The 17,153-nt window shown below is 60.3% G+C and carries 17 protein-coding genes and 1 pseudogene; 13 read left to right on the top strand and 5 right to left on the bottom strand.

The window, feature by feature from the left end; genetic code table 11:
* Nucleotides 1-16 precede the first annotated feature (16 nt).
* Nucleotides 17-658, top strand: coding sequence for an oxidoreductase (locus ACUN0G_RS16865; protein WP_167665191.1), 642 nt, complete (start codon nucleotides 17-19; stop codon nucleotides 656-658).
* Between the two features lie 148 nt (nucleotides 659-806).
* Here ACUN0G_RS16865 and ACUN0G_RS16860 read toward each other — a convergent pair whose 3' ends face one another.
* From ACUN0G_RS16860 to ACUN0G_RS16845, 4 genes are all read right to left on the bottom strand, one after another.
* Nucleotides 807-1,091: a YceK/YidQ family lipoprotein gene (locus ACUN0G_RS16860; protein WP_063026896.1), complete on the bottom strand. Its 285-nt coding sequence runs from the start codon at nucleotides 1,089-1,091 to the stop codon at nucleotides 807-809.
* The gene (gene ubiX / locus ACUN0G_RS16855; protein ID WP_003219402.1) at nucleotides 1,084-1,713 is read right to left on the bottom strand and encodes a flavin prenyltransferase UbiX; all 630 of its coding nucleotides are present in this window, start codon (nucleotides 1,711-1,713) and stop codon (nucleotides 1,084-1,086) included. The genes ACUN0G_RS16860 and ubiX overlap by 8 nt, the downstream gene beginning before the upstream one ends.
* Nucleotides 1,710-3,059, bottom strand: a complete 1,350-nt coding sequence (gene mpl / locus ACUN0G_RS16850) for a UDP-N-acetylmuramate:L-alanyl-gamma-D-glutamyl-meso-diaminopimelate ligase (protein ID WP_177026234.1) — start codon at nucleotides 3,057-3,059, stop codon at nucleotides 1,710-1,712. Before mpl ends, ubiX begins: the two co-directional genes overlap by 4 nt.
* Nucleotides 3,060-3,120: 61 nt before the next feature.
* The gene (locus ACUN0G_RS16845; RefSeq protein WP_445573857.1) at nucleotides 3,121-5,025 is read right to left on the bottom strand and encodes a sigma-54-dependent Fis family transcriptional regulator; all 1,905 of its coding nucleotides are present in this window, start codon (nucleotides 5,023-5,025) and stop codon (nucleotides 3,121-3,123) included.
* A gap of 285 nt (nucleotides 5,026-5,310) precedes the next feature.
* Here ACUN0G_RS16845 and exaC point away from each other — a divergent pair, with 285 nt between their 5' ends.
* The 10 genes and pseudogenes from exaC to ACUN0G_RS16795 form a co-directional block, all read left to right on the top strand.
* Nucleotides 5,311-6,831, top strand: a complete 1,521-nt coding sequence (gene exaC, locus ACUN0G_RS16840; protein WP_003219398.1) for an acetaldehyde dehydrogenase ExaC — start codon at nucleotides 5,311-5,313, stop codon at nucleotides 6,829-6,831.
* A 205-nt stretch (nucleotides 6,832-7,036) separates the two neighbouring features.
* Complete coding sequence (gene eat / locus ACUN0G_RS16835) at nucleotides 7,037-8,485, top strand: ethanolamine permease (RefSeq protein WP_421552813.1); 1,449 nt, start codon at nucleotides 7,037-7,039, stop codon at nucleotides 8,483-8,485.
* A gap of 64 nt (nucleotides 8,486-8,549) precedes the next feature.
* Nucleotides 8,550-9,944, top strand: a complete 1,395-nt coding sequence (locus ACUN0G_RS16830) for an ethanolamine ammonia-lyase subunit EutB (protein WP_445573856.1) — start codon at nucleotides 8,550-8,552, stop codon at nucleotides 9,942-9,944.
* Nucleotides 9,941-10,789, top strand: coding sequence for an ethanolamine ammonia-lyase subunit EutC (gene eutC, locus ACUN0G_RS16825; protein ID WP_445573855.1), 849 nt, complete (start codon nucleotides 9,941-9,943; stop codon nucleotides 10,787-10,789). Before ACUN0G_RS16830 ends, eutC begins: the two co-directional genes overlap by 4 nt.
* 92 nt (nucleotides 10,790-10,881) lie before the next feature.
* Nucleotides 10,882-11,340, top strand: a complete 459-nt coding sequence (locus tag ACUN0G_RS16820; RefSeq protein ID WP_167665715.1) for a GNAT family N-acetyltransferase — start codon at nucleotides 10,882-10,884, stop codon at nucleotides 11,338-11,340.
* Between the two features lie 240 nt (nucleotides 11,341-11,580).
* Nucleotides 11,581-12,237, top strand: coding sequence for a DedA family protein (locus tag ACUN0G_RS16815; RefSeq protein WP_003219387.1), 657 nt, complete (start codon nucleotides 11,581-11,583; stop codon nucleotides 12,235-12,237).
* A gap of 6 nt (nucleotides 12,238-12,243) precedes the next feature.
* Complete coding sequence (locus tag ACUN0G_RS16810; protein WP_017476272.1) at nucleotides 12,244-13,074, top strand: M90 family metallopeptidase; 831 nt, start codon at nucleotides 12,244-12,246, stop codon at nucleotides 13,072-13,074.
* 93 nt (nucleotides 13,075-13,167) lie between these two features.
* Nucleotides 13,168-13,695, top strand: coding sequence for an inorganic diphosphatase (gene ppa / locus ACUN0G_RS16805; protein WP_003176323.1), 528 nt, complete (start codon nucleotides 13,168-13,170; stop codon nucleotides 13,693-13,695).
* A gap of 215 nt (nucleotides 13,696-13,910) precedes the next feature.
* Entirely contained in the window at nucleotides 13,911-14,687 is a 777-nt protein-coding gene (locus ACUN0G_RS16800) for a LexA family transcriptional regulator (RefSeq protein ID WP_445573854.1), read from the top strand.
* Nucleotides 14,688-15,105: 418 nt separating this feature from the next.
* Nucleotides 15,106-15,333 (top strand): annotated as a pseudogene (locus ACUN0G_RS16795) (Fic family protein); the annotation flags it as partial.
* Between the two features lie 123 nt (nucleotides 15,334-15,456).
* Here ACUN0G_RS16795 and ACUN0G_RS16790 read toward each other — a convergent pair.
* Complete coding sequence (locus ACUN0G_RS16790; RefSeq protein WP_063026882.1) at nucleotides 15,457-15,768, bottom strand: DUF6124 family protein; 312 nt, start codon at nucleotides 15,766-15,768, stop codon at nucleotides 15,457-15,459.
* A 402-nt stretch (nucleotides 15,769-16,170) separates the two neighbouring features.
* On the opposite strand from ACUN0G_RS16790, the gene ACUN0G_RS16785 reads away from it, so the two are divergent.
* The gene (locus ACUN0G_RS16785; RefSeq protein WP_445573853.1) at nucleotides 16,171-16,815 is read left to right on the top strand and encodes an NAD(P)H-dependent oxidoreductase; all 645 of its coding nucleotides are present in this window, start codon (nucleotides 16,171-16,173) and stop codon (nucleotides 16,813-16,815) included.
* Nucleotides 16,754-17,146 (top strand): MerR family transcriptional regulator, encoded by a 393-nt coding sequence (locus ACUN0G_RS16780; RefSeq protein WP_445573852.1) that lies wholly within the window; start codon nucleotides 16,754-16,756, stop codon nucleotides 17,144-17,146. The genes ACUN0G_RS16785 and ACUN0G_RS16780 overlap by 62 nt, the downstream gene beginning before the upstream one ends.
* Nucleotides 17,147-17,153 lie beyond the last annotated feature (7 nt).

Genomic DNA, 17,153 nt, shown 5'->3' with positions numbered 1-17,153 from the left:
TAAAGGGGGAAACACCATGTACCTGACGCCTCAGCATATTTTGCTCGCCGGAGCCTCCGGCCTAACCGGGGAGCACCTGCTGGACCGCCTGCTCAACGAGCCGACCGTGACCCGGGTGCTGGCACCCAGCCGCAAGCCGCTGGCCGAGCATCCACACCTGGAAAACCCGGTGGGCGACCCGGCGGTATTCCTGCCGCAGTTGAGCGGTCAGGTGGACATCGCCTTCTGCTGCCTGGGCACCACCATCAAACAGGCCGGGTCCGAAGCAGCCTTCCGCGCCGTCGACCTGGACATGGTCGTGGCCTTTGCCAAGCGCGCCCGGGAACTGGGCGCACGGCACCTGATTGTGATCAGCGCGATTGGTGCCGATCCGAAATCCTCGATCTTCTACAACCGGGTCAAGGGCGAGATGGAACAGGCGCTGAAGGCTCAGGATTGGCCACAATTGACCATCGTGCGGCCTTCGCTGTTGCTGGGTGAGCGGTTGGAGCCACGCCTGGCCGAGCAACTGGCCGGGCCATTGTCGCGGCTGATTCCGGGCAAGTACCACGGCATTGAAGTGTGTGAACTGGCGCGCGCAATGTGGCGGCTGGCGCTGGAAGAGCAGGATGGGGTGCGGGTTGTGGAGTCGGATGAGTTGCGCAAGCTCGGCAAATAACCCGAATTCCAGGCCGGACACAATCAAAATGTGGGAGCGGGCTTGCTCGCGAATGCGCAGTGTCAGTCAATACATCAGTGACTGGTCCACCGCATTCGCGAGCAAGCCCGCTCCCACATTAGAGAGTTGGTGCTCCTGAGGTTGAGTACTAGAGCCCACCCGTCGCGTTAAACCCAACCCCCAACACCGTCAGAACCGACAGCGGCAACAGCAGCGTGTCGAGCAGCGCGCTGGCCGGCAGGTCCACATGGGGATAGCTCGGCGCCTCGGCCCCAAAGCGGTCCATCGCGCAACACCCGCCCTGAATCGCATACATATCCAGACGCGTCCCGGCATACACCACCGGCGCCCCGGGTTGCGCTGCGTCCAGCGTGCGCGCCGTCGCGCACCCCGTCAGTTGCAGCGCCAGCAAGGTCATCAGTAGTTTATTCATCACTGCTCAAATGGTGCTCGCCCCAGCGCGGCAGCATGTCCTGGGGGATGTTCAGCAGGTTGAGAATCCGCGCCACCACAAAGTCCACCAGGTCATCGATGGTCTGCGGCTGGTGATAGAAGCCCGGCGACGCCGGCAGGATGGTCACGCCCATGTTCGACAGCTTGAGCATGTGCTCCAGATGGATGCTCGAATACGGCGCCTCACGCGGCACCAGTATCAGCTGGCGACGCTCCTTCAACGTCACGTCCGCCGCGCGCTCAATCAGGTTGTTGCAGGCCCCCGTGGCAATCGCCGACAAGGTTCCGGTGGAACACGGCACCACCACCATCGCGGCCGGCGCGCCGGAGCCCGAAGCCACCGGCGACATCCAGTCTTCCTTGCCATAGACCTTGATCTGCCCCGCCGCCGCACCGGTGTACTCGGTGAGGAAGGCCTGCATCATCTGCACCTTGGGCGGCAACGCGACATCGGTCTCGGTGGCCAGTACCAGTTGCGCCGCCTTGGAGATCAGGAAGTGCACCTCGCGGTCTTCGCGCACCAGGCAGTCCAGCAGGCGCAAGCCATAGGGCGCGCCAGACGCGCCGGTCATCGCCAGGGTAACGCGTTCCGGGCCGCTCACTTCAGGGCCTCGGCGAGTTTGCCGTGCAGGCCGCCGAAGCCGCCGTTGCTCATGATCACCACGTGAGCGCCGGGCTTGGCCTGGTGTTTCACGTGCTCGATGATGCCTTCCAGTGAGTCGCAGCAAATCGACGGTACGGTGCACAGCGCGGCGATGGCGGGCAGGTCCCAGCCGAGGTTGGCCGGTGCATACCACACAGCCTGGTCTGCATCGTTCACGCTTTCTGGCAAACCATCACGGTGGGCGCCCAGCTTCATGGAGTTGGAGCGCGGTTCGATAATCGCGATTACCTGGGCATCACCCACGCGCTTGCGCAGGCCATCCAGGGTGGTGGCGATGGCCGTCGGGTGGTGGGCAAAGTCGTCGTAGATGGTAATCCCATTCACTTCGGCGACCTTTTCCATACGGCGCTTCACGCTCTTGAATGCGCTCAAGGCGGCGATGCCCATGGATGGCACCACGCCGACATGCCGCGCGGCCGCCAGGGTGACCAAGGCGTTGGCGACGTTGTGCTGGCCCGTCATGTCCCAATCGACGATGCCCTGGGCGACGCCTTCGAACAGCACTTCAAATTTTGAACCGTCTTCACTCAGCAGCTTGACCTGCCATTGGCCGCCCGCGCCGGTGGTTTGTACCGGGGTCCAGCAGCCCATCTCGATGACCCGCTGCAGGGCTGGCTCGGTGGTCGGGTGAATCACCAGGCCTTCGCTGGGGATTGTGCGCACCAAGTGGTGGAACTGCCGCTCGATGGCCGCCAGATCGGGGAAGATGTCCGCGTGATCGAACTCCAGGTTGTTCAGGATCGCGGTGCGCGGGCGGTAGTGAACGAACTTGGAGCGCTTGTCGAAGAATGCGCTGTCATATTCATCGGCTTCGATGACAAAGAACGGGGTGTCGCCGAGGCGCGCCGACACCGAGAAATTCTGCGGTACGCCGCCGATCAGGAAGCCCGGGCTCATGCCCGCGTGCTCCAGCACCCAGGCCAGCATGCTGCTGGTGGTGGTCTTGCCGTGGGTTCCGGCAACCGCCAGCACCCAACGGCCTTGCAACACGTGGTCTGCCAGCCATTGCGGGCCAGACACGTAAGGCAAACCTTTATTCAGTACATACTCGACCGCCGGGTTACCGCGGCTCATGGCATTGCCGATCACCACCAGGTCCGGGACCGGGTCGAACTGCGCGGGGTCGTAGCCTTGGGTCAGCTCAATGCCCTGGGCCTGCAGCTGCGTGCTCATGGGTGGGTAAACGTTGGCATCGGAGCCAGTAACATGATGGCCCAGTTCTTTGGCGAGAACCGCCATCGAGCCCATGAACGTGCCGCAAATACCGAGAATATGAATGTGCATAGTCGACCTCGTAAAACATCGAGGCAGGTTAGCGTAGGGTGGGAAAAATCGCACCCTTTAGCTAACGGGCGATCCCGTGTTTGCGCAGTTTTCTATACAAGGTGTTACGGCTAACCCCCAGTTGCTCTGCCGTATGGCTCATGTGCCAGCGCTGTTGCTCCAGGGCATTGAGCAGCGCCAGGCGCTCTGCATCGTCCAAGGGCGAATCCGAACGGTCCTCCACTACTGCAGGCTGCGGGCGCACCTGGCGAATGACTGCCGGCAGGTCCTCAAGCCCAATCCGTCCGTCGTCACATAACGCCGCCAACGTGCGCAATACCGTGCGCAACTGCCGCACATTGCCCGGCCAGGCAAAGGCCAACAGTGCCTGACGCGCAGGACCGTCCAGCAACACCGGCTGGTCGCCCGCCTCCTCCGCCAGCAGAAAGTCCAGCAACTGCGACTTGTCGCTGCGCTCCCGCAACGGCGGCAAGGCGATTTCCAGACCGTTCAGCCGGTAGTACAGGTCTTCGCGAAAACTGCCGTCCTCTACCCGCCCCAGCAAATTACGGTGGGTGGCGCTGATGATTCTGACGTTCACCGCCTGGGGCTCGCCGCCGATGGGCACGACAAGTCGGTCTTCCAAAACCCTTAACAGGCGCGTTTGCAAAGCGAGGGGCATATCGCCGATTTCATCCAGAAACAACGTGCCACCATCCGCTTGTTGCAGCTTGCCGCGCATGCCTTCCTTGCGGGCGCCGGTGAAACTGCCGCCGCGATAGCCGAACAGCTCGCTCTCGATCAGGCTTTCCGGGATGGCCGCGCAGTTCAGGGCGATAAAGGCTTTGTCGGCCCGGAGGCTGGCATGGTGCACCGCCTTGGCAAACGCCTCCTTACCGGAGCCGGTTTCGCCATTGATCAGCAACGGCACGTCGCGCTCAAACACACGCAACGCCTTACGGAAATCGTTTTGCAGCGCCGCATCACCCAGGCAAATGCCCGGCAACCGTGGTCGTTCGGGCAAGGGCTGTGGAGCTGGCACCGGTACGCTGCGGGGCTGGCCGCGCAACACCGCGAACAACCCACGGCCATCGCGGGTACGCAGGGGCCAACTGGCGCTGGCATTCGCGCTGGCACGCCCGAGCAACTCGTCCAGGGAGCAATCGAAAAACGCCTCCACCGGCTGCCCCAACAGGCCGCCACGGATCTGCCCGAGCAGGTTCAACGCACTCTGGTTCACCGCGCAAATGCGCCCTTCGCCATCGAACGCCAGCAACCCTTCGCTGAACAGGCCCACAGACTCCGCCTGCAAATGAAAGCGCAGCAGCCAGTGGTGCTCAAAATGCCGCAGGAAGTAGCAGCTCTCGATCATCTTCGCCGAAAGATTGACCAGCGCCATGGTGTGGAACTGGCTCTGGCGCGACACCGCCTCCCGGGCCGAGGACACATCCAGCACCGCCAGCAGTTCGCCATGGGGGTCGAATACCGGGCTGGCCGAGCAGGTCAGGCCGGTATGTCGGCCACGAAAGTGTTCATCACGATGAATCGTCAGGGACTGGCGCTCCACCAGGCAGGTGCCGATGCCGTTGGTGCCTTCGCAGGCCTCGCTCCAGTCGGCCCCCAACCACAGGCCGGCACGTTCGAAAATCTTGCGCTCGCTGGGGGCGGTGACGCAGTTGAGGATCACCCCACGGGCATCAGTCAGCAGCACTGCGTGACCGGCGCCGGAGAGCTGTTGGTGCAGGCTGTTCATTTCGCTGCCGGCGATGCTCAGCACTTGTTGCAGGCGTTCGCGACTTTCCAACAGACGACCATGTTCGAGCACCGTGGGCGCGATGGTCAGCGCAGGGTCGAGGTGATAGTCCTCCAGGCAACGCAGCCAGGAGCGGGCGATGGAGGGATCGCTGCCGGGGCCGTGCAACGGGTCCTGCCCACGGGTGACCGTCAGGACTTGCTGGGCATGGCGACTGAAATGATCGTTTTGCATGTTCTTATTATTCTCCCTGCGTGAACTACCGCGCGCGAGTGCCCAGCATCCTCCAGCCTCCCGACCATTGCAATCCCGGGCAGACCCACCGGTCACAGGCTGTACCGTTTGTGGCACAAACTGTCACCCAGGCTGTACCAAGCCTGCCACAGCAACGGTTTGCAACAACCTCTAAACCCTTGATTTACAGGCTCTACGAGGCACTGGCCCGACCTTTGCTCTACGCTTTAACAAGCACAACCGTGCGCCCTCCAATAAACACAAAAAAGCCAGGAGATACCCACCATGCGTTACGCACACCCCGGTACTGAAGGCGCTATCGTTTCGTTCAAGGCCAAGTACGGCAACTACATCGGCGGTGAATTTGTCGCGCCGGTCGATGGCAACTATTTCACCAATACCTCGCCGGTCAACGGCAAGCCCATCGCCGAATTCCCGCGTTCCACGGCCAAAGATATCGACAAGGCCCTGGACGCCGCCCACGCCGCCGCTGACGCCTGGGGCAAAACCTCGGCCCAGGACCGCTCGCTGGTGCTGCTGAAAATCGCCGACCGCATCGAACAGAACCTCGAACTGCTGGCCATCACCGAAACCTGGGACAACGGCAAGGCCGTTCGTGAAACCCTGAACGCCGACATCCCGCTGGCCGCTGACCACTTCCGCTACTTCGCCGGCTGCATCCGCGCCCAGGAAGGCAGCAGCGCCGAAATCAACGAACACACCGCCGCCTATCACTTCCACGAGCCGCTGGGCGTGGTCGGCCAGATCATCCCGTGGAACTTCCCGCTGCTGATGGCCGCCTGGAAACTCGCGCCAGCCCTGGCTGCCGGTAACTGCGTGGTGCTCAAACCCGCCGAGCAAACCCCGCTGGGCATCAACGTACTGATGGAACTGATCGGCGACCTGCTGCCGCCGGGCGTACTCAACGTGGTGCACGGCTACGGCAAAGAAGCCGGCGAAGCCCTGGCCACCAGCAAGCGCATCGCCAAGATCGCCTTTACCGGGTCCACGCCTGTTGGCTCGCACATCATGCATGCGGCCGCCGAGAACATCATTCCGTCCACCGTTGAACTGGGCGGCAAGTCGCCGAACATATTCTTCGCCGACATCATGAAAGCCGAACCGCAATTCATCGAGAAAGCTGCCGAAGGTTTGGTGCTGGCGTTCTTCAACCAGGGCGAAGTCTGCACCTGCCCTTCCCGCGCACTGGTGGAAGAGTCGATCTACGACGACTTCATGAAAGTGGTGATGAAGAAGGTCGAGTCGATCAAACGTGGCGACCCGCTGGACACCGACACCATGGTCGGCGCCCAGGCGTCCGAGCAGCAGTTCGACAAGATTTTGTCCTACCTCGAAATCGCCAAGGGCGAAGGCGCCGAGCTGCTGACCGGTGGCAAGGTCGAGAAGCTGACCGGCGACCTGGCCACCGGCTATTACATCCAGCCAACCCTGCTCAAAGGCACCAACAAGATGCGGGTGTTCCAGGAAGAAATCTTTGGCCCGGTGGTGAGCATCACCACGTTCAAGGATGAAGCCGAAGCCCTGGCGATCGCCAACGACACCGAGTTCGGCCTGGGTGCCGGCCTGTGGACCCGCGACATCAACCGCGCCTACCGCATGGGCCGGGCGATCAAGGCCGGGCGTGTGTGGACCAACTGCTACCACCTGTACCCGGCGCATGCCGCGTTCGGTGGTTACAAGAAGTCCGGTGTGGGCCGTGAGACTCACAAGATGATGCTTGATCACTATCAGCAGACCAAAAACCTGCTGGTGAGCTACGACATCAACCCACTGGGCTTCTTCTAACTCACTACCCGCTCCCACATTTGAAATGCAATAAAAATGTGGGAGCGGGCTTGCTCGCGAATGCGGTGTATCAGTGACTGAGTTTTCAACTGACCCACCGCATTCGCGAGCAAGCCCGCTCCCACACTTGATCTTCACAAGACCTTGCTACTCATTCGGCTTACTTAAGTAAGCCGGGATAAAACAATAAGAAAGGGATTCCATCATGCCCAGCGAACCGAATGGCGCTCCGGCGTCCGGGTCTTCCGTCGACTTTGAAAAGGTCGGCAACGAATATTTCCAACAACGGGAACTGAAAAAAGGCGCTGCCGGCTGGGTGCTTCTGGTCGGTCTCGGGGTTGCGTACGTGATCTCCGGCGACTACGCCGGCTGGAACTTCGGCCTCGCCCAGGGTGGCTGGGGCGGCATGTTCCTCGCCACACTGCTGATGGCCACCATGTACCTGTGCATGTGTTTCTCCCTGGCCGAACTGTCCTCCATGATTCCTACCGCCGGCGGCGGCTACGGCTTTGCCCGCAGCGCATTCGGCCCCTGGGGCGGGTTCTTGACCGGCACCGCGATCCTCATCGAATACGCCATCGCCCCCGCCGCCATCGCGGTGTTTATCGGCGCCTATTGCGAGTCGCTGTTCGGCATTGGCGGCTGGATGATCTACCTGGCGTTCTACATCATCTTTATCGGCATCCACATCTTCGGTGTGGGTGAAGCGCTGAAGCTGATGTTTGTGATTACTGCCGTCGCCGCGATTGCCCTGGGCGTGTTCCTGGTGGCGATGGTGCCGCACTTCAGTGTTGCCAACCTGCTGGATATTCCAGTGACCGAGGCCAAGGGCGCCAGCAGCTTCCTGCCGTTCGGGTATGTCGGCGTGTGGGCGGCGATTCCCTATGCCATCTGGTTCTTCCTGGCGGTCGAAGGCGTGCCGCTGGCCGCCGAAGAAACCAAGAACCCGAAACGCGACCTGCCCCGCGGCCTGATCGGCGCCATAGTGGTACTGACCAGTTTCGCTCTGCTGATTCTGGTGATCGCCCCGGGCGGTGCCGGCGCCTATGCGCTGATGGCGTCGGGCAATCCGCTGGTGGAGGCCTTGTCCAAAGCCTATGGCGGTTCCACCTGGATGAGCCACTTCGTCAATCTGGTGGGCCTGGCCGGGCTGATCGCGAGTTTCTTCTCGATCATCTACGCCTACTCCCGGCAGATCTTCGCCCTGTCCCGCGCCGGCTACCTGCCGCGCAAGCTGTCGCAGACCAATAAAAGCAAGGCGCCGGTCCTGGCCCTGGTGATCCCCGGCATCATCGGGTTTGGCCTGTCGCTGACCGGCCAGGGTGATTTGCTGATCCTGGTGGCCGTGTTCGGCGCGACCATTTCCTACGTGCTGATGATGGCCGCGCACATCACCTTGCGCATCCGCCGCCCCAAAATGGACCGCCCTTACCGCACACCGGGCGGTATCTTCACCTCGGGCGTCGCCCTGGTACTGGCCTGCATCGCTGTCGTGGCGGGCTTTCTGGTGGATCCGCGCGTGGTGATTGGCGCCGCGATCATCTATGGAGTATTAATTGCTTACTTTGCTTTCTACAGTCGGCATCACTTGGTAGCAGGCACGCCGGAAGAAGAGTTTGCGGCGATCCAGGCCGCAGAGGCCGCCTTGCACTAAACGCCGTAAACCTCGGCGCGGGCGCTTTACTCACATTCTGCCCGCGCCGAAAAGGAGACTCTGTATGGCAAGCTTTTCCCACGCGGTCGGTGCATTGACCTACCGCTTCGACAGCCTCAAGGACGTGATGGCCAAGGCCAGCCCGGCGCGTTCCGGGGATTTCCTCGCCGGCGTTGCCGCGCAGAACGACGGTGAGCGGGTCGCGGCGCAAATGGCCCTGGCCAATATTCCGTTGAAGCACTTTCTTGAAGAAGCGTTGATCCCGTACGAAAGCGACGAAGTCACCCGGCTGATTATCGACACCCACGATAAACAGGCGTTTTCCGTGGTCAGCCACCTGACCGTCGGGGGCTTGCGGGATTGGCTGCTCAGCGACGCGGCCGACGAACAAAGCCTGCGCGCCCTGGCACCCGGGCTGACACCGGAAATGGCCGCCGCCGTGTCGAAGATCATGCGCGTGCAGGACCTGGTACTGGTGGCGCAGAAGATCCGCGTCGTCACACAGTTTCGCGGCACGATGGGCCTGCGCGGGCGCTTGTCCACCCGCCTGCAACCCAACCACCCCACCGATGAACCGGCGGGCATCGCCGCGAGCATTCTCGACGGCCTGCTCTACGGCAACGGCGACGCAATGATCGGCATCAACCCGGCCACCGACAGCATCGCTTCAATCTGCGCCATGCTGGAAATGCTCGACGCGATCATCCAGCGCTACGAGATTCCGACCCAGGCCTGCGTGCTGACCCACGTCACCACCTCCATCGAAGCCATCAACCGTGGCGTGCCGCTGGACCTGGTGTTCCAGTCGATCGCCGGCACTGAAGCGGCCAACGCCAGTTTCGGCATCAGCCTGAGCGTGTTGCAGGAAGGCTATGACGCGGGCCTAAGCCTGAATCGCGGTACCCTCGGGCAAAACCTGATGTATTTCGAGACCGGCCAGGGCAGCGCCTTGTCGGCCAATGCGCACTTTGGCGTCGACCAGCAAACCTGTGAGACCCGCGCCTACGCCGTGGCCCGGCACTTCAAACCGTTTTTGGTGAACACCGTGGTCGGTTTTATCGGCCCCGAGTACCTGTACAACGGCAAGCAGATCATCCGCGCCGGCCTCGAAGACCACTTCTGCGGCAAGCTGCTGGGCGTGCCGATGGGGTGCGACATCTGCTACACCAACCATGCCGAAGCCGACCAGGACGACATGGACACCCTGCTCACCCTGCTGGGCGTGGCCGGGATCAACTTCATCATGGGCATCCCGGGCTCCGACGACATCATGCTCAACTACCAGACCACCTCGTTCCACGACGCGCTGTACGCCCGGCAAACATTGGGTTTAAAGCCGGCGCCGGAGTTTGAACAGTGGCTGGCGAAAATGGGCATCTTCACGCAAGCCGACGGCAAGGTGCACTTCGGCAACAGCCTGCCACCGGCATTCCGCCACGCCTTGGCGCAACTGGGATGAAGAAGGAACCGCCTGTGCACATCGACACCCCGGAAAACAACGTGGACAACCCGTGGCTGGAACTGCGGCGCCTGACCCCGGCGCGGATTGCCCTGGGCCGCACCGGCACCAGCATTCCTACCGGTGCGCAGCTGGATTTCCAGTTCGCCCACGCCCAGGCGCGGGACGCGGTACACCTGCCGTTTGACCATGTAGGACTCAGCAGCCAACTGGCCGAACGTGGTCGTGACAGCCTGCTGCTGCACAGTGCCGCCGTCGACCGTCACAGCTACCTGCAACGCCCGGACCTTGGGCGGCGCCTCAGTGATGAATCGGCCCAGGCCCTGCGGGACTATGCCGAAGCCAACCCGGGCGGCGTGGACTTGGCAGTTGTGGTAGCCGACGGTTTGTCGGCCCTGGCGGTGCATAAACATACGTTGCCGTTTCTTACACGTATGGAGGAACAAACCCACGCGGAGGGTTGGTCGCTGTCGCCGGTGATTCTGGTGGAACAGGGGCGCGTCGCCGTGGCGGATGAAGTCGGCCAATTGCTGGGGGCGAAGATGGTGGTGATCCTGATCGGCGAGCGGCCGGGGCTCAGTTCGCCGGACAGCCTGGGCCTGTATTTCACCTACAACCCCAAGGTGGGCCTGACCGATGCGTACCGCAACTGCATCTCCAATGTGCGCCTGGAGGGCTTGAGCTACGGCATGGCCGCTCACCGCTTGCTTTACTTGATGCGTGAGGCTTGCCGCCGGCAATTGTCGGGGGTCAACCTCAAGGATGAAGCCCAGGTACAAACCCTCGAGTCGGATGATCCCGACCTGATGAAAGACAATTTCCTGCTCAGCCCGCCGAAGGACTAATCCTTGCACGATTGCGCTTTTTCTCCGCTTTAGGCAGCATCGAAACACGGCCGCTTGTGTGGTCATACCCCATTTGGAAGTTGAGGCCTGGCATGCGGATAACTCAAGCGACCCTGGAACACCTGGACCTGTTGACCCCGCTTTTCGTCAAATACCGCGAGTTCTACGGCGCGCTGCCTTTCCCTGATTCGAGCCGTGCCTTTCTGGAAAAACGCCTGCGCCGCAAGGAGTCCGTGATCTATCTGGCGCTGGCCGACGATGACGACAAGAAACTGCTCGGTTTCTGCCAGCTGTATCCAAGCTTTTCATCGTTGTCCCTCAAGCGCGTGTGGATCCTCAACGACATCTACGTCGCCGAAGACGCACGCCGGCAGTTGGTGGCCGACAACCTGATGCGTACCGCGAAGAAGATGGCCAAGGAAACTCACGCCGTGCGCCTGCGTGTGTCCACCAGCAGCGACAACCAGGTGGCGCAGAAGACCTACGAATCCATCGGTTTTCGGGAAGACACCGAGTTCAAGAACTACGTGTTGCCCATCAGCGATGACTGACATCTATTAACCAAACCTCGTGCATCAGGTGTGGGAGCCCCCTCCCACACTGACTCGCTGCCTACAATAAGACCCATGTCGCGACATCCCCCGCTACAAAACCAACACGCTTTTCACGACTCTATCCGTATAATGCGGACCTTTCAGGGTCGTAAGAATTACGCCACAACCTTGTAGCCCTTATTACCCGAAGCCTCCGCACAGGCCCGCTGAGCCAGGCCATTCACACAGGTGCCATCCATGGATTTCAACCCGCTCGACCTTATCCTGCATCTCGACGTGTACCTCGACATGCTGGTGAGAAACTACGGAGTGTGGATATACGCCATTCTGTTCCTGGTTATCTTTTGCGAAACCGGCCTGGTGGTCATGCCCTTCCTGCCGGGTGATTCCTTGCTGTTTATCGCCGGCGCCATCGCCGCAGGCGGCGGCATGGACCCTATATTGCTGGGCGGTTTGCTGATGCTCGCAGCCATCCTGGGTGACAGTACCAACTACGTCATCGGACGAACGGCGGGGGAACGCTTGTTCAGCAACCCCAACTCGAAGATATTCCGCCGCGACTACCTGCAAAAAACCCACGACTTTTACGACAAGCACGGCGGCAAAACCGTGACCCTGGCGCGCTTCCTGCCGATCCTGCGGACTTTCGCACCGTTCGTCGCCGGCATCGCGAAAATGCCTTACCCGCGCTTCTTCGGTTTCAGCGTGTTCGGCACCATCCTGTGGGTCGGCGGCCTGGTGACACTGGGCTACTTCTTCGGCAACGTGCCGTTCATCAAGAAAAACCTGTCGCTGCTGGTGGTGTTCATCATCCTGCTGTCGCTGGTACCGATGATCATCGGCGTGTTCCGCAGCCGCTTTGGCCGCAGCTCTTCCGAAGCCAAGCCGCAGTAACCTGCGATGTGGTCCCTGAGCGCCTGGCGTCGCCGGCGCCTGCTGGCCAAGCACCCGATTGCCGATGAAACCTGGCAACGGGTGCGCCATCACCTGACCTTCCTCGACGGCATCACCGCCGAGCAAGACCAGTGGCTGCGGGAAGCCTGCGTGGTGTTCCTCGCCGAAAAACACCTCACCGCCCTGCCCGGCGTCGAACTGCACCAGGAACAACGCCTGCTGCTCGCCGCCCAGGCACAACTGCCGCTGATGAACCTCGGCGACCTCGACTGGTACCAAGGCTTCCACGAGATCGTGCTGTACCCCGACGACTTCCTCAGCCCCCAGCGCCATCGCGACGCCAGCGGCGTGGAACACGAGTGGGACGGCGAACACAGCGGCGAAGCCTGGCAGCAAGGTCCGGTGATCCTCGCCTGGCCCGGCGTACTGGCCAGCGGCAACTGGGAAGGCTACAACCTGGTGATCCACGAGCTGGCCCACAAGCTGGACATGCTCAACGGCGACGCCAACGGCCTGCCGCCGTTGCACCACGACATGCGGGTGCAGGAATGGGCCAGCGTCATGCAAAGCGCCTTCGACGACCTCAACCGCCAGCTCGACCGCAACCCAGACGCAGAGACCGCCATCGACCCCTACGCCGCGGAAAACCCGGCCGAGTTCTTTGCCGTCACCAGCGAATATTTCTTCAGTGCCCCGGATTTGCTGGTCAGCAGTTATCCACAGGTATACGAACAACTGAGCCACTTCTACCGCCAGGATCCCCTGGCGCGCCTGCATCAGCTGCAGGCCGCCGACGTGCGGTATCAGACTGAACGCCAAGCGCCGTACGACGTCTGACGCATGGCATCGGCGTCAGAATATGCCTATAATCGCCGCCACTTTTAGGCCAATCCGGCCATGTTTCATGGCCAACTACGGGGGCAACGCCCAATGAGCTACAGCAAGATTCCGGCTGGCAAAGACCTGCCGAACGACATCTACGTCGCCATCGAGATTCCGGCCAACCACGCGCCGATCAAATACGAAATCGACAAAGACAGCGACTGCCTGTTCGTTGACCGTTTCATGGCCACCCCGATGTTCTACCCGGCCAACTACGGTTTCATCCCCAACACCCTGGCTGACGACGGTGACCCCCTCGACGTGCTGGTCGTGACCCCTTACCCGGTTACCCCAGGCTCGGTTATCCGCGCACGCCCGGTCGGCATCCTGAACATGACTGACGACGGCGGCGGCGATGCCAAAGTTATCGCAGTGCCACACGACAAGCTGTCCCAGCTGTATGTCGACGTGAAGGAATACACCGATCTGCCGCCACTGCTGCTGGAACAGATCAAACACTTCTTCGAGAACTACAAAGACCTCGAAAAAGGCAAATGGGTGAAGATCGACGGTTGGGGCAACGCAGACGCCGCCCGCGCCGAGATCATGAAGTCGGTCGCTGCCTACAAAGGCTGATACCGCTACACGCTCAAAAAAAGCCCCGATTAATCGGGGCTTTTTTTTGTGGGAAAAATATAAACATTCGAGCACTTTAATAAACGCATTTACAGCAACTGTTTAATTAACTTAGTTAACCAGTAGAACATTCCCGCAATAAGGAAACACCTACATACGGCAACTCAACGCATGGTTTATTTGATCTCTTTTTACGGCCAGTAAACTCTGCGTTTATGAATACATCAGGTGATCGCTTAAGAGCGCTATTACGGGAAGTTCATCTTTCCGCTTCCGACTTCGCCAAGAACCGCGATGTTACGCCTCAACACGTAAACAACTGGTTCAAACGCGGCGTCCCCATGGGCCGGCTCAACGAGTTCGCAGAACTGCTGTGCGTCACCAGCCGTTGGCTGCGTACCGGCGAAGGCCCCAAACATCCACCCGCCAACTACCAACTGGACGGCCCCGATGCAGACAACTCCCACCGTATTGCCAGGGAAAGCACAGGCAACTACATCACCCACCCGGTCTCCGGCCCGGTAAAAATCGACGTGGAGATTCCCCTCCACCCCACCTTCACCTCAACCGAAAGCATCCGCCTCTCCCTGCACGCCCTTGAAAGCATCGGCGTAAACCCGGAGCGGGCACTCGGTGCCTACATGGTTGGCAACAGCATGATCGACATCATCCAGGACGGAAGTACCCTCGCCATCGACTGTGGCCGCAAACAGATCATCGACGGCGAAATCTACGCGGTAGAGCACGACGGAATGCTGCGCATCAAATACCTCTACAACCGCCCCGGAGGCGGCCTGCGGATGCGCAGCCACAACAGCGCCGAGCATCCGGACGAGTTTCTGACTTACGAACAACGGCACGAGCAGAACTTTGAGATTCTGGGCTGGGTGTTCTGGTGGGCGACACTGAATAACCGCCGCCCGCCGGTGCCGCTGGATGAGCATTTATTGGCCTACGAAGGCTCTAAATCGGATCTGGAGCTGGGAAATTGAAGTGAATGTGGGTATTATCCGCCGCACATTTGGTAGGGGGTTGGCGTGAAGCCGGTCCGCCCTGCCTGGCGATGCGGAGGAGTTCCCGCTGATGCCCCTTATCACTCAGGCGCGAGTCCGGGTGAACGATTTGAAGGCTGGTGAGGCTTACCAAAAATAAGCTGAACCAGTCCCCGAGAAGCCGGCCACAAGCCGGCTTTTTAATGCCTGGAAGAAATGCGCTACACCTGCCAGGCATCGAGCTATTTGAGAACGCGCCAACCGCTCCAAGGCACGCAAGCCGTCTTTTCCATCCTCAGGACATTCGCCTGATACGTCGCTAAAAGCCCGTCCCAAGAACACGTTTCGCATACCTGTCGTTACCAACGACATGACATCAAGACGTGTCGCAGAAATCAAAATATAGCGACACGTAGTGCACACCCGCGAGCTGGTAGACGTCATTTTCGAACAGCCCTACTGCCGCATCAGCAACGTCGTCGACAAACAGATTGCCCAGCGTCAAGCAGCCTCCCGTTACCTCAAAGAACTAGTCGCCATCGGCGTTCTGCAAGAGGTTCAGGTTGGCAAGGAAAAGCTCTTCATCCATCCCAAGCTGATGCAGTTACTCACTCGCGACAACAACGACTTCAAGCCATACGCCTGAGGGGAGAGCGTTACTCGATGACAATCGTCTGCCGGGATCTGCGCCCCTGAGCCGTGATGATTAGCATTTGGTCAGTAGGTTGCTGACCAAATGCATCGTTACCTCAGTGTCGGCTTAGGATCCTCACCTCGGCTGCAAGCAATCCAACGCCCTATCCACCACCACCTTCGACATCTCCACCAAATGCATCACCGCCCGCTGCGCGCCGTTCAGCGGCTCGGTCGACGCCTGGGCGGTCGCCACGGCGCAATGCAACAGCTCGGCAGCATGAGCCAAAGCATCTTCGAAACTCAGTTCGTCATCAACGGTAAACGGGTTGGGTGAAGGCTGTGCGTCCGGCGCTTTGAGGTAGTGATCAATCACTCGGCGCGAGGCGTCAGTGTCACGAAGTAAGGATTTATGGAATGCGGGTGGATCGGGGGTAACTTTGACCATGGTAGAACTCCTAGCAGTGAGTTAAACCACTAACCTCTCGCGACTAAACGATCAGAAGGTGGCAGCTGTACGCAGGTTAGTCGACCGGCCGCTAGGCACCGGCGCACCCGAAGGTGCCCTGCGCACAGCCACCATAAAGTGCAGGCGATAAATACCTGGCTTTGAGATGGCGCTGTACGCCTAGCGTTGTCCGGGCGACTAAACCCGATCACCGAATATGCAGTGACGGAACGCAGACTAGTCGCGGGATTTTGCTGGCGCAAGCGCTTGGAATTCTCTAGGAAACGTCCTGCAAATGAAAGGGATCAGTCTTCCTGGCCATTCCCAATCACCGCCTCTTCTTGACTCTCCCCCTAAGGTCACACCTCACCCTGAACCCCCAACTTTCAGGACCCCACCGCCATGAGCCAACGCATCCTGGTCATCCTCGGCCATCCTTCCAGCACCAGCTTCTGCTCTGCCCTCACTGACACCTACATCACCAGCGCCAAAACAGCCGGCCACGAAGTACGCGTCCTGCGCCTGGGCGATCTGACTTTCGATCCCATCCTGCACAACGGCTACAACCAAACCCAACCCCTGGAACCCGACCTGCTCAACGCCCAATCCGACATCCTCTGGGCCAATCACCTGACGTTTGTCTTCCCCATCTGGTGGGGTGGCATCCCGGCTTTGATGAAGGGCTTTATCGACCGAATTCTCCTGTCTGGTTTCGCCTTCAAATACCGCAAAGGCAAAGCCTTCCCCGACAAACTCCTGAAGGGCCGAACTGCGCATTTGCTGGTGACCCTGGACACGCCAGCGTGGTATTACAGGTGGTTTTACCGCATGCCCGCGCTGCACCAGATGCGCAAGACAACACTGGCGTTTTGTGGCATTCAGCCGATCAAGACGTTGCTATTCGGGCCGGTGTTGGGCTCTACGCCAGCACAGCGGGAACAGTGGCTGAAACAGGCCGGCGCACTCTTTGGGAAAAGGACTTTTCATGTACATCGGCAAAGCCGCGCAACTATCGGGCACAACCATCAAAGCGATTCGTCACTATGAGGCCATTGGCCTGTTGCCAGCGCCACAACGGGAAGGTCGTTATCGCATTTATTCCCCGCAGAGCGTCGAACTGCTGAGTTTTATCAAGTGCGCCCAGCAGTTGGGTTTCAAGCTCAAGGAGTTGCAGGTGATTCTGGGTGGGCATCCTGGTGATGGATTGCCTTGGGAGCTGGCGGACATGGCAATCACCAACAAAAAGCAAGAACTGGTGAGGCAAATCGAAGCGCTGCAGAAGATGCACAGGGGATTGGTCGAATTTGAAGCCAACCTCAAGGACGCTCAGGGTCAATGCAGCGCACCACTGAAAACCTCGCTGCAGTCAATGAGCTGAATCGCTG

The organism is Pseudomonas sp. 32A (genome assembly GCF_052682255.1).
This window is presented reverse-complemented; position numbering and strand designations above follow the sequence as displayed.